Annotated in this window: 20 protein-coding genes and 1 other RNA gene; 10 read left to right on the forward strand and 11 right to left on the reverse strand. The window is 75.2% G+C overall.

Features of this window, described 5'->3' with window-relative positions:
- Positions 1 to 152 precede the first annotated feature (152 nt).
- The gene (locus GV155_RS07625) at positions 153 to 794 is read left to right on the forward strand and encodes a zinc ribbon domain-containing protein (protein WP_442938864.1); all 642 of its coding nucleotides are present in this window, start codon (positions 153 to 155) and stop codon (positions 792 to 794) included.
- Complete coding sequence (locus tag GV155_RS07630) at positions 791 to 1,999, forward strand: bifunctional RNase H/acid phosphatase (protein WP_160006706.1); 1,209 nt, start codon at positions 791 to 793, stop codon at positions 1,997 to 1,999. The genes GV155_RS07625 and GV155_RS07630 overlap by 4 nt, the downstream gene beginning before the upstream one ends.
- Before the next feature lie 3 nt (positions 2,000 to 2,002).
- Here GV155_RS07630 and yaaA read toward each other — a convergent pair whose 3' ends face one another.
- A complete protein-coding gene (gene yaaA, locus GV155_RS07635) occupies positions 2,003 to 2,782 on the reverse strand; it encodes a peroxide stress protein YaaA (protein WP_160006709.1) in 780 nt (259 codons plus the stop codon).
- Positions 2,783 to 2,799: 17 nt separating this feature from the next.
- Here yaaA and GV155_RS07640 point away from each other — a divergent pair, with 17 nt between their 5' ends.
- Positions 2,800 to 4,254 carry an RNB domain-containing ribonuclease gene (locus GV155_RS07640; protein ID WP_160006712.1) on the forward strand — a complete coding sequence of 485 codons (1,455 nt, stop codon included), beginning with the start codon at positions 2,800 to 2,802 and terminating at the stop codon, positions 4,252 to 4,254.
- 59 nt (positions 4,255 to 4,313) lie between these two features.
- Here GV155_RS07640 and idi read toward each other — a convergent pair whose 3' ends face one another.
- The 7 genes from idi to GV155_RS07675 are packed head-to-tail and all read right to left on the reverse strand — an operon-like array spanning position 4,314 to position 10,808.
- A complete protein-coding gene (idi, locus tag GV155_RS07645) occupies positions 4,314 to 4,913 on the reverse strand; it encodes an isopentenyl-diphosphate Delta-isomerase (RefSeq protein ID WP_160006715.1) in 600 nt (199 codons plus the stop codon).
- Positions 4,910 to 5,935, reverse strand: a complete 1,026-nt coding sequence (locus GV155_RS07650; RefSeq protein WP_160006718.1) for an NAD(P)/FAD-dependent oxidoreductase — start codon at positions 5,933 to 5,935, stop codon at positions 4,910 to 4,912. Before GV155_RS07650 ends, idi begins: the two co-directional genes overlap by 4 nt.
- Entirely contained in the window at positions 5,928 to 6,488 is a 561-nt protein-coding gene (locus GV155_RS07655; protein WP_160006721.1) for an isoprenylcysteine carboxyl methyltransferase family protein, read from the reverse strand. The genes GV155_RS07650 and GV155_RS07655 overlap by 8 nt, the downstream gene beginning before the upstream one ends.
- On the reverse strand, positions 6,485 to 7,555 hold the full coding sequence (locus GV155_RS07660; RefSeq protein ID WP_160006724.1) for a type III polyketide synthase: 1,071 nt from the start codon (positions 7,553 to 7,555) through the stop codon (positions 6,485 to 6,487). The genes GV155_RS07655 and GV155_RS07660 overlap by 4 nt, the downstream gene beginning before the upstream one ends.
- 37 nt (positions 7,556 to 7,592) lie before the next feature.
- A complete protein-coding gene (locus GV155_RS07665) occupies positions 7,593 to 8,786 on the reverse strand; it encodes an NAD(P)/FAD-dependent oxidoreductase (protein ID WP_160006727.1) in 1,194 nt (397 codons plus the stop codon).
- Positions 8,787 to 8,794: 8 nt separating this feature from the next.
- On the reverse strand, positions 8,795 to 9,715 hold the full coding sequence (locus tag GV155_RS07670; protein WP_201300102.1) for a UbiA family prenyltransferase: 921 nt from the start codon (positions 9,713 to 9,715) through the stop codon (positions 8,795 to 8,797).
- On the reverse strand, positions 9,705 to 10,808 hold the full coding sequence (locus GV155_RS07675) for a fatty acid desaturase family protein (RefSeq protein ID WP_160006730.1): 1,104 nt from the start codon (positions 10,806 to 10,808) through the stop codon (positions 9,705 to 9,707). The genes GV155_RS07670 and GV155_RS07675 overlap by 11 nt, the downstream gene beginning before the upstream one ends.
- A 276-nt stretch (positions 10,809 to 11,084) precedes the next feature.
- Between GV155_RS07675 and GV155_RS07680 the strand changes: the two genes are divergently transcribed.
- The 5 genes from GV155_RS07680 to GV155_RS07700 all read left to right on the forward strand — a co-directional run bounded on the left by GV155_RS07680 (position 11,085) and on the right by GV155_RS07700 (position 15,515).
- Positions 11,085 to 12,644: a BCCT family transporter gene (locus GV155_RS07680; RefSeq protein ID WP_160006732.1), complete on the forward strand. Its 1,560-nt coding sequence runs from the start codon at positions 11,085 to 11,087 to the stop codon at positions 12,642 to 12,644.
- Entirely contained in the window at positions 12,641 to 13,588 is a 948-nt protein-coding gene (locus tag GV155_RS07685) for an ABC transporter substrate-binding protein (protein ID WP_160006735.1), read from the forward strand. Before GV155_RS07680 ends, GV155_RS07685 begins: the two co-directional genes overlap by 4 nt.
- Positions 13,589 to 13,616: 28 nt before the next feature.
- Positions 13,617 to 14,102 carry an Hsp20/alpha crystallin family protein gene (locus GV155_RS07690; protein WP_201300103.1) on the forward strand — a complete coding sequence of 162 codons (486 nt, stop codon included), beginning with the start codon at positions 13,617 to 13,619 and terminating at the stop codon, positions 14,100 to 14,102.
- 156 nt (positions 14,103 to 14,258) lie between these two features.
- Positions 14,259 to 14,657, forward strand: a complete 399-nt coding sequence (locus GV155_RS07695) for a VOC family protein (protein WP_160006738.1) — start codon at positions 14,259 to 14,261, stop codon at positions 14,655 to 14,657.
- 609 nt (positions 14,658 to 15,266) lie between these two features.
- On the forward strand, positions 15,267 to 15,515 hold the full coding sequence (locus GV155_RS07700) for an acyl-CoA dehydrogenase family protein (protein WP_442938828.1): 249 nt from the start codon (positions 15,267 to 15,269) through the stop codon (positions 15,513 to 15,515).
- A 409-nt stretch (positions 15,516 to 15,924) separates the two neighbouring features.
- Here GV155_RS07700 and rnpB read toward each other — a convergent pair.
- Positions 15,925 to 16,321, reverse strand: an RNA gene (gene rnpB, locus GV155_RS07705) — RNase P RNA component class A.
- 116 nt (positions 16,322 to 16,437) lie between these two features.
- Between rnpB and GV155_RS07710 the strand changes: the two genes are divergently transcribed.
- Both GV155_RS07710 and GV155_RS07715 read left to right on the forward strand, forming a co-directional pair.
- On the forward strand, positions 16,438 to 16,635 hold the full coding sequence (locus GV155_RS07710; protein WP_160006741.1) for a hypothetical protein: 198 nt from the start codon (positions 16,438 to 16,440) through the stop codon (positions 16,633 to 16,635).
- 8 nt (positions 16,636 to 16,643) lie between these two features.
- The gene (locus tag GV155_RS07715; protein WP_160006743.1) at positions 16,644 to 16,970 is read left to right on the forward strand and encodes a hypothetical protein; all 327 of its coding nucleotides are present in this window, start codon (positions 16,644 to 16,646) and stop codon (positions 16,968 to 16,970) included.
- Between the two features lie 33 nt (positions 16,971 to 17,003).
- On the opposite strand, the gene GV155_RS07720 is transcribed toward GV155_RS07715, so the two are convergent.
- Together GV155_RS07720 and panB are read right to left on the reverse strand one after the other, a co-directional pair.
- Entirely contained in the window at positions 17,004 to 18,245 is a 1,242-nt protein-coding gene (locus tag GV155_RS07720; RefSeq protein WP_160006745.1) for a PQQ-dependent sugar dehydrogenase, read from the reverse strand.
- 54 nt (positions 18,246 to 18,299) lie between these two features.
- On the reverse strand, positions 18,300 to 19,193 hold the full coding sequence (panB, locus tag GV155_RS07725) for a 3-methyl-2-oxobutanoate hydroxymethyltransferase (RefSeq protein ID WP_160006747.1): 894 nt from the start codon (positions 19,191 to 19,193) through the stop codon (positions 18,300 to 18,302).
- Positions 19,194 to 19,227: the final 34 nt, after the last annotated feature.

A 19,227-nucleotide genomic window follows, 5' to 3' on the forward strand; every position in this document is an offset into this window, starting at 1 on the left:
TCCGTCCGGCCCCAGCACGACCCCGCACCACCGAACCGCACCAGGAGACCGCCCTGAAGGCCGACCCGTCCGCCCAGGTCAAGCTGCTCGAGCTCCAGGAGCTCGACGCCAAGACCGACCAGCTCGCCCACCGCCGCACGCACCTGCCCGAGATCCCGGACCTCGTCGCGCTCGAGGCCTCCCGGGCCCGGCTCGTCGACGTCGCCCGCGACGCGCGGATCGAGGTCGCGGACCTGACCGCGGAGCAGCAGAAGATCGACGCCGACGTCGAGCAGGTCAAGGCGCGCCGCGCCCGCGACCAGCAGCGGATGGACGCCGGCAGCGTGAGCCCGAAGGACCTCGAGCGGATCCAGCACGAGCTGGTGTCGCTCCAGCGTCGGATCTCCTCGCTCGAGGACGACGAGCTGGAGGTGATGGGCCGTCTCGAGGACGCCCAGGGCCGCCTCGACCACGTCGAGCAGGAGCTCGAGGGCACCGAGCGCCGCGCGGCGGAGCTGCGCGAGTCGCGCGACGCGACCTGGGCCGAGATCGACGGCCAGACCGCGGACGTCGCCGGCACCCGCGCCTGGGCGGCCGAGGACGTCCCGGCCGACCTGCTGAAGGTCTACGACCGCGTCCGCGCCCAGCGCGGCGGGATCGGCGCCGCCCTGCTGCGCCAGCGCCAGTGCACCGGCTGCCGGCTGGGCATCGACAACCTCGAGCTGGCCCGGATCGCCGCGCTGCCGGCCGACGAGGTCGTCCGTTGCGAGGAGTGCACGCGGATCCTGGTGCGCACCGACGAGAGCGGGCTGTGAGCGCGGCTCCTCGGTCGGTGCTCGTCGAGGCCGACGGCGGCTCGCGGGGCAACCCCGGGCCGGCGGCCTACGGCGCGGTGCTCAAGGACGCCGACACCGGCGAGGTGCTCGCCGAGGACGGCACGACGATCGGGCGGGCGACCAACAACGTCGCGGAGTACCGCGGCCTGATCGGGGGGCTGCGGCTGGCCGCCGACCTGGCGCCCGACGCCACGCTGGAGGTCCGGATGGACTCCAAGCTGGTCGTCGAGCAGATGGCCGGGCGGTGGAAGGTCAAGCACGCCGGGCTGGTCCCGCTGGTCGAGGAGGCCCGGGCGCTGGCCCCGGCCGGCACCACCTGGACCTGGGTGCCGCGGGCGCGCAACGCCTACGCCGACCGGCTGGCCAACGAGGCGCTCGACGGCACCCGGGACGGCGTGACCGTCATGGGGTCGAGCGACCCGGCCGACGACCCGGCCGACGACCCGGCCGACGACCCGGTCGCCGACCCGGTGGCGGCCCCGGCGCCGAGGCAGGGCTGGAGCGGGCACGCGCTCCAGGAGCCGACGACGCTGGTGCTGGTGCGGCACGGCGTGACGCCGATGACCGCGGAGAAGCGGTTCTCGGGCGGCCTGGGCGGCAGCAACCCCGGGCTCACCGAGGAGGGCCGTGACCAGGTGCGGGCGACCGCGGACTGGCTGGCCCCGCTGGCGGAGACCGTCGACGTCGTCCTGGCCTCCCCGGTGCGCCGCACCCGCGAGTCCGGCGACCTCGTCGGGGAGGTCCTCGGGGTCCCGCTGCGTGAGGAGGCGGCCTTCGCGGAGATGGAGTTCGGCGCCTGGGACGGGATGACCTTCGGGGAGGTCCGCGAGCGCCACGGTGAGGAGCTCACCACCTGGCTGGGCTCGACCGAGGTCGTCGCCGGCGGCGGCACGGGGGAGTCGATGCGGGGGGTGCAGGACCGGGTGCTGGCCGGCCTCGACCGGGTGCTGGCCGAGCACGCCGGCCGCACGGTCGTCGTGGTCAGCCACGTGACGCCGATCAAGGTGCTCCTCGCCCACGCGCTCGGGGCGCCGCTCGAGGCGCTGTTCCGGATGGAGCTCGCCCCGGCCTCGGTCAGCGTCACGGCCTGGTGGCCGCACGAGGACCCCGAGCAGGGCCACCGCGGCTCGATGCGGCTGTTCAACGCACGCCCGCCCGAGGCCGGCGGCCCCGCCGGCTGGTAGCGCTCAGAGCGCCCGGACGACCACGTCGAGCCGGGTGCCCCGGGTGCCCTGGTCGTGCTCCTCGACGGCCCAGCCGAGGTCGCGCAGGGTGCCGGCGAGGGCGGCGGGCGTCCGCGGGTCCGCACCCTGCTCGAGCAGGGCGCGGACGATCCGGCCCTTGGTGGCCTTGTTGAAGTGGCTCACCACCGAGCGGCGGCCGTCCTGCTCGTGGAGCACCCGTACGGTCGCCGTCCGCGCCGCGAGGTCGGGCTCCGGCCGCCAGAAGGCGGCGTAGGCCGAGCTGCGGAGGTCCACCAGCAGGCCGCTGCCCAGGGCGTCGCGGACGGCCGGGCCGAGCGCCTCGCGCCACTGCCCCGCGACGGGTCCGAGGCCGGGCAGGAGGCTCTGGCCCGACAGGCGGTAGGCCGGCACCCGGTCGCCCGGGGCGACCAGTCCGAGGAGTGCCGAGACGATCGCGACCCGGCGCCCGGCCCGCCGCTTCGCGCCCGCGTCGAGCGAGGCGAGGTCCAGCGCGTCGTAGAGCACCCCGGTGTAGACGCGGTCGGCGCGGGCCGTCGGGGCCGTGGGCAGACCGGCGTTGCGGGAGACCAGGTCGCGCTGGGTGGGGCCGAGGTCGAGCGCCGCGGCGGCGGCGTCCGGGTCGTCCCGGCACACGGTCACCAGGGCGTCGAGGACACGGCGGCGCGCCGGGCCGAGCGAGGGGGAGCGGAGGGCGTCGAGGTCGAGGGGCGCGCCGCGGCGGGGCGCGTACTTCCCCTCGCTGGGAGGCAGCAGGACGAGCACGGGCCTAGGCTCCCACCATGGCGAGCAGTCGCGTGGTCCGGGTCCGGCCGTCCTCGGGGGGCACGCACGACCTCCTGCGCGAGGGCGTACGACGTCTGCAGGAGGAGCTGGAGGTGTCGCCGGGCTTCCCCGCGGAGGTGGAGCACGCGGCGCGGGAGGCGGCCGCCGCGCCCCGGCTGCCCGACCTCGACCGCACCGACGTGCCGTTCGTGACGATCGACCCGCCGGGCGCGCGCGACCTCGACCAGGCCGTGCACCTCGAGCGCGACCCGCAGGACCCGTCGGGCTACGTCGTGCGGTACGCCATCGCCGACGTGGCCGCGTTCGTCGCCGCCGGGGACCCGGTCGACGTCGAGGCGCACCGGCGGGGTGAGACCCTCTACGGCGCCGACTCGAAGGTCCCGCTGCACCCGCCGGTGCTGTCGGAGGACGCCGCCTCGCTGCTGCCCGACCAGGTGCGGCCGGCGCTGCTGTGGACGATCCGGGTCGACGCGACCGGCGAGGGCACCGACGTCGCCGTCGAGCGGGCGCTGGTGCGGTCGCGGCGCCAGCTGACCTACGACGAGGTGCAGGCCGCCGTCGACGACGGCACGGCCGACGAGCCGCTGCGGCTGCTGCGCGAGGTCGGCGAGCTGCGGCTGGCCCGCGAGGCCGCCCGCGGGGGCGTGTCGCTGCCGCTGCCCGAGCAGGAGGTGGACGTCGCCGGCGACACCTGGACCCTGGCCTTCCGCCGCCAGCTGCCGGCCGAGCAGTGGAACGCCCAGGTCTCGCTCCTGACCGGCTTCGGCGCCGCGTCGCTGATGGTCTACGCCCGGGTGGGGCTGCTGCGCACCCTGCCGCCGGCGGACCCCCGCGACGTCCGCCGCCTGCACCGCACCGCCCGTGCGCTGGGCATCGACTGGCCGGCCGAGCTGCTCTACCCCGACTTCATCCGCGGCCTGGACCCGTCGGTGCCGGCCGAGGCCGCGATGGTCGTGGCCTGCACCCGGCTGCTGCGCGGCAGCGGCTACGTCGCCTTCGACGGCGAGGTGCCGGCCGACCCCGACCACGCGGCCCTGGCCTCGGAGTACGCGCACGTGACGGCGCCGCTGCGCCGCCTCGGCGACCGGTACGCCGGGGAGGTGTGCGTGGCGCTCTGCGCCGGGGAGCCCGTACCGGCGTGGGTGCTCGAGGCGCTCCCGGACCTGCCGGTCGCGCTGAAGCGTTCCGGGCAGCTGGCGCGGCGCTACGAGAACGCGGTGCTCGACCTGGTCGAGGCCGGCCTGCTGTCGCACCGCGTGGGGGAGACCTTCGACGCCGTCGTGGTCGAGGTGGACGACGACGACCCGACCACGGGCACGGTCACCGTGGCCGACCCGGCCGTCGAGGCGCGGGTGACCGGCACCGGCCCGCTGCCGCTGGGCGAGGAGGTGCGCGTGCGCCTGGTCGAGGCCTCCGTCGCCGACCGCCGCGTCCGCTTCGAGCCGAGATGACGCTCGCGGACAGCCGAGATGACGCTCGCGGCGCGTCGAGGTGACGGTTGCGGCGCGAGTCAGCCCGGCGGGCGGGCCGCCGGTGGCAGGGTCGCGGGATCCTGGTCCGCGGCGGCGAGCGGGTCGGCCGGCAGCGCCTCGACCTGCTGGACGCACCACGGGCTGACCTCGCGCCGCCCGGAGAGCACCTCGGCGCGGAACTCCGCCCAGTCGACCCACACCGCGGCGTCGACCTCGTCGGGGTCGGCTCGCGGCTCGTCGTCGGTGACGGCCACGGTGACCGGGCACATCTCGTTCTCGACCGTGCCGTCGGCCATCACCGCGCGGTAGCGGAACGCCGGCAGGACCAGCCGCAGCTCGGCGAGGTCCAGCCCGAGCTCCTGGCCGACGCGGCGGCGGACGCCGGAGAGGAACGGCTCGTCCGGTGCGGGGTGGCCGCACGCGGAGTTGGTCCACACCGCGGGCCAGGTGCGCTTCGACGCGGCGCGCTGCGTCAGCAGGAACCGCCCCTGCCGGTCGAAGACGTAGCAGGAGAACGCCAGGTGCAGCGGGGTGTCCTGGTGGTGCACGGTGGCCTTGTCGGCACGCCCGACCGCGCGTCCGTCCTCGTCGAGCAGGACGACCTGCTCGACACCCCCGTCGGTGCCGACGCCGCTCACGCCGGCCTCGCCAGCTGGTCGACGGCCAGGCCGAAGAACGCCGGTACGGCGCTCGCCGCCGGCACCAGCGCGCGCCGCAGCAGCGGCCGACGGGTCGCGCCGAGCAGGCCGCGGGTCAGCAGCTCGTGCCGCCGCCGCAGCCGGCTCCAGCTGCGCTCGTACGACCCGGGGTCGCCCGCGACGACGGCGGCGACGACGGCCTCCGCCTCGGCCAGGCCGAGCGCGATGCCCTCCCCGGTCAGGGCGTCGACGTAGCCCGCGGCGTCACCGGCCAGCAGGACCCGGCCCGCGACCCGGCGGGTGGAGCGCTGCCGCAGCGGGCCCGCGCCGCGCACCGCGGTCCGGTCGGCCCCGGCGAGGCGTTCCTCCAGCGCCGGGAAGTCGCCGAGCACCCGGGCCAGCGGGCCCTTCTCGGCGCTGAGCACCGCCACGCCGACGAGGTCGGGGGCGACCGGGGTCACGTACGCCTCCGCGCGCGGGCCCCAGTGCACCTCGACGAGGTCGCTCCACGGCGCGGTCGCGACGTGGAGGCGCTGGCCGTAGCGGCGCCCGGCAGCGGGGCCGGGGTCGTCGAGGCCGAGCGAGCGGCGCAGCGGGGAGTGCAGGCCGTCGGCGGCCACGAGGTGACGGGCGGGCTCGCCGTCGACGAGGACGTGGTCCTCGCGCTGCTCGACGAGGTCGACGCGGCGCTGCTCGACCGGCACGCCGGCGGCCTCGACGCGGTCGGCCAGGGCGGCGTGCAGCGTCGTACGACGGACCCCGCGACCCGGCCCCGCGCGGAACCGGGCCACGGCCTCGTGGCGCGGGTCGAGGTAGCGGATGCCGTGCAGGTCGACCCCGGCAGGGTCGACGCCGAGGGCGGCGAGCCGGGCCAGGGCCCCGGGCATCAGGCCCTCGCCGCAGGCCTTGTCGACCGGGCCGGTGCGCGGCTCGCGGACGACCACGTCGAGCCCGGCGGCCGCGGCGTGGAGCGCGACGGCGAGGCCGACCGGCCCACCCCCGGCGACGACGAGGTCACGCACGGCGACCCCCCGCGGTCGTACGCCCGGCGCCGGGCGCCGGCAGCGTGGCCAGCGCCTCGTCCTCCACGCGCAGCCGGACCCGCAGCAGCGCGGCGTTGAGCACGGTGAAGACCAGCGCGGTCACCCAGGCGCCGTGGACCAGCGGCAGCGCCACGCCCTCGACGACGACGGCGACGTAGTTGGGGTGGGAGAAGAACCGGTACGGCCCGCCGGTCACCGGGGCGAGCCCGGGCACCACGATCACGCGGGTGTTCCACCGGCGGCCCAGCGTGCTGATGCACCACCAGCGCAGGCCCTGGGCGGCGAGGACCAGGACGAGCATCGACCAGGCGAGCGCGCCCGGGACGTCCGGGCGCACGACGAACGCCTCGACCAGCATCGCGACCAGCAGCCCGGTGTGCAGCACGACCATGAACGGGTAGTGGCCCTGCCCCGTCTCGCGGCCGCCACGCTCGGCGCTCCAGGCGGCGTTGCGCTTCGAGACGACCAGCTCGGCGAGCCGCTCGAGGGCGACCAGGACGACCAGGACGGTGAAGGCGGTCAGCGACGTCACCGGGCGTCCTCCGCGCGCAGCAGGACCAGCTCGGAGCAGAAGCCGGGGCCCATCGCCATCAGCACGCCCAGCGAGCCGGGGACCGGCGGGCGGTCGCGCAGCGTGTCCTCGAGGACGTGCAGGACCGAGGCCGACGAGAGGTTGCCGACCCGGGCCAGGGAGTCCCAGGTGAGCTGCAGCGCCTCGCGGGGGACCTCGAGCGCGGCCTGGAGGGCCTCGATCACCTTCGGGCCGCCGGGGTGGCAGACCCAGAACCCGATGTCGTCCCGGGCGAGGCCGTGGTCGGCCAGGAACCCGTCGACGTCCCCGCGCAGGTGGCGCTCGACGAGCGCGGGCACCTCGGCGTCGAGGACGATCCGCAGGCCGCCGCCGGTGACGTCGAAGCCCATCGTGCGCTCGGTGCCGGGGTACAGCCGGCTGCGGCTGTCCAGGACGCGGACGGGGGAGGCGTCCGGGGTGGTCCGGCGGGCGCCGGCGGCCACGACCGCGCTGGCGCCGTCGCCGAAGAGGCCGCTGGCCACCAGGTTCGGTACGGAGGTGTCGTCGCGCTGGACGGTCAGCGAGCAGAGCTCGACGGCCACCAGCACCGCGACGTGGTCCGGGTGGCCGAGCAGGTAGTCGTGCAGCCGGGCGACGCCCGCGGCGCCGGCGACGCAGCCCAGGCCGACCAGCGGCATCCGCCGCACGTCGGGCCGCATCCCGGTGACCGCGGCGATCCGCGCGTCCAACGACGGCACCGCGAGCCCGGTGACGGTGGCCGAGATGACGAGGTCGACGTCGCTGGGGGTCAGCCCGGCGTCCTTGAGGGCGTCCTCGACGGCGCGCGCGCCCAGGCGTACCGCCTCGGCGATGAAGGTGTCGTTGGCCTCGGTGAAGCCGTCGAGGGTGCCGTACCGCTCGAGCGGCATCGCGAGGTGCCGGTGCCCGACGCCGGCGTTGGCGTGGAAGCGGCGCAGGACGCGCTCGTCGAGGCGGCCCTGGGCGATGACCTCGGAGAAGGCCTGCGTGATCTCGTCCTGCGGGTAGCGGTGCTCCGGCAGGGCGCCGCGGGCGGTGAGGATCTGCATGGTGGTCCGTTTCGTCGGGCGGTCTGGGGGAAGGCTGTCAGGTGGTCGGGCGGACGAGCGGGCGGGTCAGCTCCACGACCAGCGAGCGGCCCAGGCGCGGGGTGATCCGCCCTCCGCCGAGGCCGATCTCGACCAGGTCGTCGAAGACCCGCTGGTCGCCGCGGGCGGCGCGGACGCCGGCGGCCACGACCCCCCGGCGCTGGGCGAGCGTGCCGGCGGTCCAGGTGTGGCGCAGGTGGCCGGCCAGCAGCCGGCGGACGTCTCGGCGGTAGCGGCGCCCGGCGCTCCCGGGCCTCCCGTCGGCGACGGCCGCGGCGGCGGCCCGTCCCGCCAGGGACCCGGTCGCGACGGCGTAGTAGATGCCCTCGCCGGTCATCGGGTTCACCAGGCCGGAGGCGTCGCCGGCCAGCAGGCAGCGCCCGTCGGGCTGCTGCCAGCGGAACCCGGAGAGGGGCAGCGGGTGTCCGCGCCAGTCCGTGGCGTCGCCGACGAGGCCGGGCAGCAGGCCGTCGAGCGCGTCGAGCATCCGGGCGCGGGTGGGTCCGGGGCCGTCGTCGACCAGCTCGCCGTACCCGATGTTGGCCAGGCCGTCGCCGCGGTCGAAGGCCCAGGCGTACGACGGCTGCCGGCCCGGCCCCCACCGGATGACCTGGCGGCCGGCCAGCCAGTCCGGCGTGGGGGTGTAGCCGCGCAGGGCGAGCGCGCGGCGGGGGCTGGTGAGGTGGTGGCGGTCGGTGAGGGCCGTGCGGACCCGGGAGTGCGCGCCGTCGGCGCCGAGCACGACGGCGCCGGCCACCTCCCCGTCGCCGGTGTCGAGGACCACCGCGTCGGTGCGGACCTCGACCCGGCGCACGCGGGCCCGCCGCAGCTCGGCCCCGCGGGCGACCGCGTGCTCGACCAGGCGCGCGTCGAACGCCCGACGCGGCACGACGTGGACGTCGCGCGACATCCGGCCGTCCACGACGGTGTCGCCGGCGGCCAGCTCGAGGCGTCGCAGGGGCGTCCAGCCCTCGACGGCGTCCTGCATCCCGTGGGCACGGAGCACGTCGACGGCCTGCGCCGCGATGCCGTCGCCGCAGCACTTGTCGCGCGGGAAGTCGGCGCGGTCCAGCAGCAGCACCCGCAGGTCGGGGCGGGCGTCGAGCGCCGCCACGGCGGCCGTGGCGCCGGCCGGGCCCGCGCCGACGACCACCAGGTCGTAGGCCCCGCTCGCGTCCGCCGCGCGGCTCATCGGGCGGCTCACCGTGCGGCCGCCAGCACGACGACGTCGACCACGGCGATGCCGACGGCGGCCCGGAAGCCCTGGCGGCCCGGGGCGCGCACGGCCACGACGGCCAGGCCGACGGCCAGCAGCAGGGCCCCGAGCCGGACGGCTGACGGGAGCGTGGTCGTGGCGGCGACGAGGACCGTGGAGGCCAGGACCAGGAGCAGGGCGGCCCCGATCCGGGACCCGCGCTCGCCGAGACGGTGCGGCAGGCCGCGGACGCCGGTGGCGGCGTCGTCGGCGAGGTCGGGCACGGCGTTCAGCAGGTGCGCGCCGGTGCCGAGCAGGGCGCCGGCCAGCACGACCCAGGCCGGCGCGGCGGCGTCGCCGGCGGCCCAGACGAAGGCAGGCAGTGCCCCGAAGGCGACGGCGTAGGGGACCCCGGAGGCGGCGGTCGACTTGAGGCCGAGGTTGTAGGCCCAGCCCGCGGCGACCACGACGAGGTGGAGCAGCCCGGCGAGGAGGCCGCAGGCGAGGGAGAGCACGACGGTGGCGAGGAGCGCCCCGGTCGTGGCGGCGCGGACCAGCGGGACCGACAGCGCGCCCGAGGCCAACGGCTTGTCGGTGCGGCCGACGGCGCGGTCACGGGCCAGGTCGAGCAGGTCGTTGGACCACCCGATCGTCAGCTGCCCGGTCAGCACCGCCAGCACGACCAGGACGGCGCGCCCGGGAGAGAGGTCGGCGGGCAGGCAGAGCAGCGCCGCGAGCAGCGTGACGGCCAGGGCCGGGCCCGGGTGGGCGGCCCCGAGCAGCGTGCGTACGACGCGCGTGGTCCCCGCCTCCTCGTGGCCGGTGGGCCGTGAGGAGGCGGCCCGGGCGTGGACCTCACCGTAGCCGCGGGACACCAGGGCGGTACCCCCGGCGGAGGGGTGGGGCCCGGGGACGTCAGCCGGCACCAGGCGGACCGGACTCGCGCAGGGCGGCGGACAACGGGCACTGGAACGGGTCGCGCGCCCGCAGCCCCACGTGGTTGAGGTAGTCGACCACGATGGCGTACGACTCGAGCAGCCCGACCTCGGTGTAGGCGATGTCGTGGCGGGCGCAGTGCTCGCGGACCAGCGGCCGCACCCGTCGCAGGTTCGGACGCGGCATGCTCGGGAACAGGTGGTGCTCGATCTGGTAGTTCAGCCCGCCCATGACGACGTCGACCACGGGGCCGCCCCGGACGTTGCGCGACATCAGGACCTGGCGTCGCAGGAAGTCCAGGCGCGCGCCGCGGGGGACGATCGGCATCCCCTTGTGGTTGGGCGCGAAGGAGCCGCCGAGGCACACCCCGAAGACGGCCATCTGCACGGCCAGGAACGCCACGGCCTTCCCCGGGGGCAGGAGGAGGAGCAGCCCCGCGACGTACCCGCCGAGGCGGGTCGTCAGCAGTGCGAGCTCGCTCCAGCGGTGTCGTACGGGGGCCCGCCCCAGGAGGGTGCGCACGCTGGCCCAGTGCAGGTTGAGTCCCTCCAGCGTCAGCAGCGGGAAGAACAGCCACCCCTGGTGCCGGACGAACCACCCGGCCGGTCCGGTGTCCCGCGCGGCCGCGATCTCGGCGGTGAAGGCGAGCAGGCCGGGGGCGATGTCGGGGTCGCGGCCCTCCTGGTTGGGCGCGGCGTGGTGCTGGTTGTGCTTGCCGCGCCACCACCCGTAGCTCAACCCGGCGCCGCCGCCGGAGAGCAGCCGCGCGGCCCAGTCGTTGGGGCGAGCGCCCACGAAGACCTGCCGGTGCGCCGCGTCGTGCCCGAGGAACCCCAGCTGCGTCACGACCAGGCCCAGGAGGGCGGCCGGGACCAGCTGCCACCACGTGTCGCCCAGCCCGACGACGAGGACCGCGAGACAGACCAGGGCTCCGACGCACCCGGTGACCATCGCGGCGTAGTAGCCGTAGCGGCGTCGCAGCAGCCCGCTGGCGCGCACCTCCGCAGCCAGGGCGGTGAACGGCGCGGCGGTGCCGCGCGGCACCCGGAGCGGGGCGACGGCGGAGTGCTGGTCAGCGGTCATGCGTGGTCCTCGGACTCGGGTGAGTCGTCGGGGTCCGGGACGACGGGAGGGGTGGCCGGACGGCACCGTCCTCATGGCTGACGCTAGCGCGGCACCCGGCACGCAGGGGTGGGGACGGTGGACGCGGGGGCGAGGGGTCCGTACCGTCGGGGCCCGTCCGCTGCTCGCCGGAATCCTGGGACGTACGACCCGTCCTGTCGCGCGACGCAGGGAGGACTTTGGTCTACCTTATCGATCGACAAACATCACCTACGGTGGAGGCACGACGTGAACCGCGTGATCAAGGGAGTCGACCCCGGGGTGTTCTGGGGCTCGGCGCTGGTCGTGTCCGCCTTCGTGGGCTGGGGACTGCTCGCGCCGAAGAGCCTCGGCGGGGTGATGAAGCCGGGCCTGGGCTGGGTGATCGGCACCTTCGGGTGGGCCTTCGTGCTGCTGGCCTTCGCCTCGCTGGCGTTCTGCGTCTTCCTCGTCCTGCACCCCTGGGGTCGCACCCGGCTCGGTCCGGACGACTCACGCCCGCAGTTCGGCACGTTCTCCTGGGTCTCGATGATGTTCGCGGCTGGGCTGGGCGCCGGGCTGCTCTTCTACGGCATCGCCGAGCCCGTCTCGCACTGGAGCGCCCCGCCGCACGGCCTGGCGGAGCCCCGCAGCGAGGAGGCCACCCTGGTCGCGCTGCGGTACACCTACTTCCACTGGGGCTTCAACGGCTGGGCGATGTACGCGATCGTCGGCGGCGCGATGGCCTACTTCACCTACCGCAAGGGCCTGCCGACCCTCGTCAGCTCCACCCTGAGCCCGCTGCTCGGCCCGAAGGCGCACGAGACGCTCGTCGGACGGGTGGTCGACGCGCTGGCCATCGTGGCGACGCTGTTCGGCACCGCCACGGCGCTCGGCCTCAACGGGCTGCAGCTCAACAGCGGGCTCGACTACCTCTTCGGGGTGCCGAAGTCGAACGCGGTGGCCGTGGTGATCATCGCCGTGGTCACCGGGCTGTTCCTGCTGTCGGCGACGTCGGGGGTCGAGAAGGGGATCAACTTCCTGGCCAACCTGGGGTCGCTGGCCACGATCGGTCTCTTCCTGTTCTTCCTGGTCGTCGGGGGCTCGACGGTGCTGGTGATCTCGAACGGCATCGAGTCGATCGGCGACTACGTCCTGCAGGTGCTCCCGATGTCGCTCGAGACCGGCGTCGGCGACGAGCAGTGGATGGCGAGCTGGACGATCTTCTACTGGGCGTGGTGGGTGTCCTGGGCGCCGTTCGTCGGGATGTTCGTGGCCCGGATCTCCCGGGGCCGCACGATCCGCGAGTTCGTGCTCGGCGTGGTCGCGGCACCGACCGGCTTCGGCTTCCTGTGGTTCGCCATCGTCGGCGGGGCCGGGATCGAGCTCCAGCGCAGCGGACGCGCCGACGTGATCGGCACGCTCGCCACGCCCGAGCTGTCGCTCTTCGTCGCCCTGGATGCGCTGCCGCTGCCGCTGGTCAGCTCCGCGCTGTGCATCGTGCTGATCGCGCTGTTCTTCATCAGCGGCGCCGACGCCGCCAGCGTCGTGATGGCGACGATGGCCTCGAAGGGGTCGCAGGGGCCCTCACGGGTCGTGGTCGTCGTCTTCGGCATCCTGATCGGCGCGATCGCCTCCGCCATGCTGCTGGTCGGGGGGCTCGTGGCGCTCCAGCAGGCGGCGGTGCTGGGGTCGGTGCCGTTCGCGGTGGTCCTGGTCCTGGTGGCGTACTGCTGGATCAAGGCGCTGCGCGAGGAGGCGCGCGACCAGCGCGCGGAGGCCGGGTCCGGGACGCGTACCGCGGTGGCCGCGACCAGCGAGCCGGGAGGCCCGCGGTGAGCCGGCGGGTACGCACCACCGCGACGCTCGCGGTCGCCGCGACCTGCGCGGTGCTCACCGCCTGCGGTGTCAGCTCCGAGCGCGACGCCTCCCAGCAGCCCCAGGGCGCGACGCTGAGGATCACGATCGGCACCCAGGAGTTCCCCGAGGGGCGGGTGGTCGGCGAGCTGTGGCGACAGGCCCTCGCCGTCAACGGCTACACCGTCGACCTGCGCAAGGCCGTCGGTCCTGCCGAGGACCTCGACGCCGCGCTGAAGGCCGGGGAGGTCGACGGCTACGTCGCCTACACCGGGACCGTGCTCTCCGTCGTGGCCGGCGAGGAGGTGTCCGGGCTGGACCCCGAGGAGACCTACGCACGGGCCGAGGAGTTCTACGCCGGCCAGGACATGGTGATGAGCGAGATGACGCCGTTCCAGAACAAGGACGCCGTCGCGGTCACCCGGGACCTCGCCCAGGGCGAGGACCTGACCACCGTGGCCGACCTCGCGGACCTGGCCGGGAGCGACCCGCTCCGCCTTGGCGCCCGGCCGGAGTTCGAGTCGCTCTACCTGGGCCTGGAGGGCCTGCAGGACGTCTACGGGCTCGACGCGTCGTTCGTCCCGCTCGAGCTCGGCACCCAGTACGACGCCCTCGACGCCGGGGAGGTCGACGCGGTGGACGCCTTCACCACCGACCCCCAGCTGTCGTCGGGCGACTACACGGTGCTCGAGGACCCCGAGCTGCTGTTCGGCTCGCAGAACGTGGTGATGGTCGTGGGCCAGGAGAAACTGGACTCGATCGACGCCGAGGCCTTCACCACGGTCGTCGACGCCGTGAACCGCACCCTCGACGAGGACGCGGTGGTCGCGATGAACGCCGCCGTCACCGACGGCCAGGACGAGGAGGACGTGGCGGCCGAGCACCTGCGCGACGTCGGTCTCTCCACCCCGCTCGACCTCGACTGAGCCTGCCCACCACCCCTAGGAGCGACCCGTGCCGACCTCCCGCCGCAACCCCTTCGAGGGCGTCACCGACTTCGTCAGCGAGCTCGGCCGGATGCGCACCCTCGGCATCCACGGCGGTGAGCACGGCGGCGAGAGCGCCGAGCGCACGCACGCCTCCGCGTGGGTGCCGGCCACCGACATCCTCGCCCGCGGCGACGACCTGGTGATCCGCATCGAGCTCGCCGGCGTCGATCCCGAGGACGTCGAGCTGCTCTTCCACCACGGGGTGCTCACCGTGTCGGGCACCCGGGCCTCGCTCGACCCGACGGCCGACGACGGGGTGGAGTTCTACGTGAGGGAGCGGTTCTACGGCGCCTTCCGCCGGGTGATCACGTTGCCGGAGGGCACGGAGGCGGCCCACCTCGACGCCGAGTTCGACGACGGGCTCGTGGAGATCACCGTCCATGGTGCGGTGCACCCCGTGGAGACCACCCGGATCGCGATGGCCGACAGGTCGCGCGGCGCGACCTCGTGACGGGTCGCCGAGGACGGCTGAGGCCGGCCGGTGGGCAGCCGTCCCGTCCGTGGCGGACCGCCCACCTGCCCGACCGATCAGGTCCGCCGGCCCGTGGTCGTTGATAGGAACGAGGCGCAGCCCCTCGCACCGTCGCGACGACCCCTTGGAGACCTCATGCCCGCGTTCCCCCCGATCGGCCACGCCGCCCTCACCGTCACCGACCTGGAGGCCAGCACCCGCTGGTACACCGCGCTGCTGGGCCTCGAGCCGGTGCTCGACGAGGACGAGACCACGGGTGGCTACCACCACACGGTGTGGGCCTTGGAGAGCGGCCAGCTGTTCGGGATCCACACCCACCCCGATCGCGCGGAGGGTGGCTTCGACGAGCGGCGTACGGGCCTGGACCACCTCGCCTTCGGCTGCGCCGACCGCGCCGAGCTCGAGACCTGGGCGTCCCGGCTCGACGAGCTCGGCATCACCCACGGCGGCGTCGTCGACGCGCACTACGGCAGCGGCCTGTCCTTCCGCGACCCCGACGGCATCGCGCTGGAGTTCTTCGCCCCTCCCGCCTGACGAGCGCGGGCCCCGGTGGTCGAGGAGCGAGCGCGAGCCCCGGAGGTCGAGGAGCGAGCGTGAGCCCCGGTGGTCGAGGAGCGAGCGCGAGCCCCGGTGGTCGAGGAGCGAGCGCAGCGAGCGTCACGAGACCGGTCGCGGTGGTCGAGGAGCGAGCGCGAGCCCCGGTGGTCGAGGAGCGAGCGCGAGCCCCGGTGGTCGAGGAGCGAGCGCAGCGAGCGTCACGAGACCGGTCGCGGTGGTCGAGGAGCGAGCGCGAGCCCCGGTGGTCGAGGAGCGAGCGCAGCGAGCGTCACGAGACCAGCGCCCCAACGTGGGCGCCGCGCCGCGGGCCGGTGGAGTCGCGATCCGGTGTCACCAGGTGGCACCAGATCACGACTCGAGAGCGTGCTGGGGGCGGACGGGCTGGCCTGTAGGCGACCGTTTCCAGACGCCGATCAGTGGTCATCGACTTCTACAGCACCTGCATCATCGACGGCCTACTGGAGCATCTACCGGCCGACTACGTCCGCCGCCCTCACGTGCCTCCCGAGTCGCCGACCCTCGGGCTGTCCGACCCGCCATTCGCGGCAGTGCCGACTGGGAGGGCGCCCACCCGCCCACGCCTGGATGGCCGACAACCGCGAGCCCAGTTCGCTCGAGGCGCCGATGGCCAAGGCCGAGGCCGGCCGCGTGGTCTCAGACATCGCCCTCAGCTGCGTGGAACTCACCGGCTCGATCGGCTACAGCGGGGTCGAGCTGCTCGAGAAGTGGGCCCGCGACTCCAAGATCCTCGACATCTTCGAAGGAACCCAGCAGGTCCAGCAGCTGATCGAGGCACGACGTATCCGCAGGCTCTCCAGCGCCGAGCTCACCTAGCCGCAGGCGGGTCCTGCTTGGCCAGCGGCTCCCCGAGCGGGGCGTCGGGCTTCTTGCCCGACGCCTTGAAGGGGTCGCCCCCGGTCTTGGCGGGGCCCGCCACGGGCACCGGCTTGGCGTCGCGGGAGGCAGGGGCCGCCGACGGGGTCGGGGCCGGGTCTCGATTCGGATGCGGATTCGATGCAGCGTCCGGGCTGGCCACGGGGGCTCCTTCGGGTCGTGGTCGCAGGGTCACGACCATGCCCAGGCTGTCACGGGCACCAAACGTCAGCGAGCGCCACCTCAGGACCCGGGCTTCGTCGCGGTCCGCCTCGGCCGATCGCTCGTCGGGCAGCACGAAGGACCGCGTACGCGAAGACGTCACCGAGAGCCCTTCGAGTCACGTCTTCGCAGGTCAGATGCGGTGAAGCGGACGGGCTGGCCTGTAGGCCGGGTTCTGTCCCTCGGCATCGCTGCCTCGGGGGCGACCATCCATCTACGGCTGCCGTTGCCGACAGCCTCCAGCGGTCTACCCGTGCGCTCGGGCGGGCCGCCCTCGAACGCGCACGCACTGCTCCGGAGAGCAGCTTCTTGACCTTGCTCCAGGTGGGGTTTGCCGAGCCGGTCCGGTCACCCGGACCGCTGGTGGTCTCTTGCACCACCGTTTCACCCTTACCGCCCCGGCCGGAGCCGGGGAGGCGGTCTGTTCTCTGTGGCACTATCCCGCAGGTTGCCCCGGGTGGGTGTTACCCACCACCTCGCCCTGTGGAGCCCGGACCTTCCTCGGGGACCGGTCTCCCGGTCCACGCGGTCGCCCAGCCAACCCGTCCGCGGGGCAGCCTACCGGCTCGTCGGGCCGGCCGGGTCGGCTCGACGCCGGCGCGCTCGTGGCGGTGCGGGCGCCGCGGCCGACGCCGGCGGGTCGAGGTGTAGTTTCCGCCCCATGAGCGAGTTCTGGTACTGCCTGAACCACAAGAAGGTCGAGGGTCGCGACGGGTGCCGCAACCAGGACCGTCTCGGCCCGTACGACTCCGAGGCGGAGGCCTCCCGGGCCCTCGAGAAGGCCGCCGAGCGCACCGAGGCCTGGGACCGCGACCCCGACTGGAACGACGACCAGGCGCCCGAGCCGACCGAGGACTGACCGCACCCGTGGCGCGCCGCCGCAACGCGGCCCGCGAGGCCCGTCGGGCGGCCCGTCGGACCCCCAGGCCCCCGGACGCGCCGTCGCCGTGGCCGTTCGTGGGGATGGGCCTGATGGCGGCCTCGTTGTTCCTCCACGGCGCGAGCGTCCTGGTCGCGCCGTGGTGGGGGGTCGTGCTGCTGCTCGCCCTGTGGGTCGTGGCCTTCGTGGTGTGCGTGCGGTGGTGGACGCCCCACCCGCGCCGGCTGCCGGCGGTGGCGGCGGTCTCGGTCCTGGGGTGGTTCCTGGTCCTGCTGGCCGGGGCCGTGCTCGGCGGCTGGGGCCAGGGAGCCTGACCCGGCCGGTCGACGGCCAGGTCAGCGCCGAGGTCAGCCCCGCGCCGGCTCCACCCGCAGCACGCGGTCGTTGCCGCCGCCGTTGTCGGTGGTCACGACGAGCGCGCCGTCGGCGAGCTGGGTGACCGAGCGCAGCCGGCCCTGCTCGCGCAGCACCGGCGGCACCTGCACGTCGCGGAGCCGGCCCTTGCCGTCGTAGGCCTGGAACATCATCCGGGTGCCGCCGAGCACGGCGACGGCGAGCCGGCCGCGGTAACGGCCCCACTCGGCACCCCGTACGAACGTCGCGCCCGACGGGGCGATGGTCGGGTCGCCGGAGCGCCAGCGGGCGGCGCGCTGCTTGCCGGGCAGCGAGAAGTCGGTCATCGGCACGGACTCGTCGTACCCGGGGCGCGGGTCCCACCCGTAGTTGCCACCGCGGCGGAGCAGGTTGACCTCGTCGTCGCGGAAGGTGCCGTGCTCGACCGACCAGAGCGAGCCGTCGGCGCGCTGCGCCAGGCCCTGCAGGTTGCGGTGGCCGTAGGTGAGCACGTAGCGGCGCTTGCGCTGGTCCGACCCGGCCCAGGGGTTGGCCGGCGAGGGGCGGCCGGTCCGCGGGTCCAGCCGCAGCACCTTGCCGTTGAGCGAGGAGCGGTCCTGCGGGTTGGCACCGACCGCGGCGTCGCCGGTGCCGACCAGCATCGCGCCGCCCTTGGTGATCAGCAGCCGGCAGCCGCCGTGGCGGCCGCTGGTGGCCTGGATGCCCTTGAGCAGCACGTCGGCGCCGCCGACGGTCGTGCCGTCCTGGCCGAGCCGCCAGGCCATCACGCGCACGTCGTGCCGGTCGCCGGCGGCGTTGCCGCCCTGGCAGGTGTAGAAGCGGCGGTTGTCGGCGAAGCCGGGGTCGACGGCCAGGCCCATCAGGCCGGTCTCGCCCGAGACCCAGACCCGCCCGGAGGGGAAGTCCAGGGTGCGGGTGCCGCCGTCGTCGACGATGCTGAGCCGGGCGCGGTCGCGCTCGCTGACCAGGAGGCCTCCGCCGGGCAGCTCCTGGACGTCCCAGGCGTGGTCGAGACCGCTCGCCAGGGTGGTGACCTCCAGCGCCGGGAACGGCTTCGGTGCGCGGGCGGTCACCGGCGACGGGAAGGCCGTCATCGGCGCCGTCGGGCCGACGGCCGAGGTCCCGCCCTCCGCCGGCACCGCCGGCTCCGCGCCGGCCCCGGTGGCCGGGAGCAGCGCCGCGGTCAGCGCCAGCAGGGACGAGGCGGCGAGGGAGGCGACGAGGGGGGCGCGCATGCACTCACGCTAACCCCGGGGAGCCTCCGCCGGGAAGGAACGCCCGGCCTGGTCTCAGAACGTGTGCTCGGGGCCGGGGAACGCGCCGGTACGGACCTCGTCGGCGTAGGCCCGGGCACCCTCGAGGAGCACCGAGCGCACGTCGGCGTACTGCTTGACGAAGCGGGGGAGCCGCCCGGTGCGCAGCCCGAAGGCGTCCTGCCAGACCAGCACCTGCCCGTCGCATCCAGCGCCGGCGCCGATCCCGATGGTGGGGATCGTGAGCTCGGCGGTGACCCGGGCGGCGGTGTCGCCCGGCACCATCTCCATCACGACCGCGAACGCGCCGGCCGACTCGACCGCCCGGGCGTCGGCCAGCACCCGCTCCGCGGCGTCGCCGCGGCCCTGGACGCGGTAGCCGCCGAGGGCGTGCTCGGACTGCGGCGTGAAGCCGATGTGGGCCATCACCGGGACGCCCCCGCGCGAGAGCCGCTCGATCTGCCCGACCATCTCGACGCCGCCCTCGAGCTTGACGGCCTGGGCGCGGCCCTCCTTCATGAAGCGCGCCGCGGTCAGGTACGCCTGCTCCGGCGAGGCCTGGTAGGAGCCGAACGGCAGGTCGCCGACCACGAGCGCGCGGCGCGCCGAGCGGGCGACCGCGGCGGTCAGCGGCAGCAGCTCGTCGACCGTGATCGGCAGCGACGTGTCGTGGCCGAGCACGTTGTTGCTCGCGCTGTCGCCGACCAGGAGCACCTCGACACCGGCCTCGTCGAAGATCTCGGCGGCGTACTGGTCGTAGGCGGTGAGCATCGAGAACCGCTCGCCGCGCTCCTTCATCTCGCGCAGGTGCGCGGTCCGGACCCGGCGCGGTCGGGCCGGCTGCACGGACTGCCCGGTCGGGGTGCCGGTGGGTGCGTCGGAGGGCGCGCCGGAGGCGTACGGGGGAGTCTCCTCGGGGCTGGTGGTCACCGCTCCAGGCTAGTGCGCGGCGGGCCGCTCGCCA

The sequence above is a fragment of the Nocardioides sp. AX2bis genome, from assembly GCF_902506435.1.
In the GTDB taxonomy this organism is placed as follows: Bacteria; Actinomycetota; Actinomycetes; order Propionibacteriales; family Nocardioidaceae; genus Nocardioides.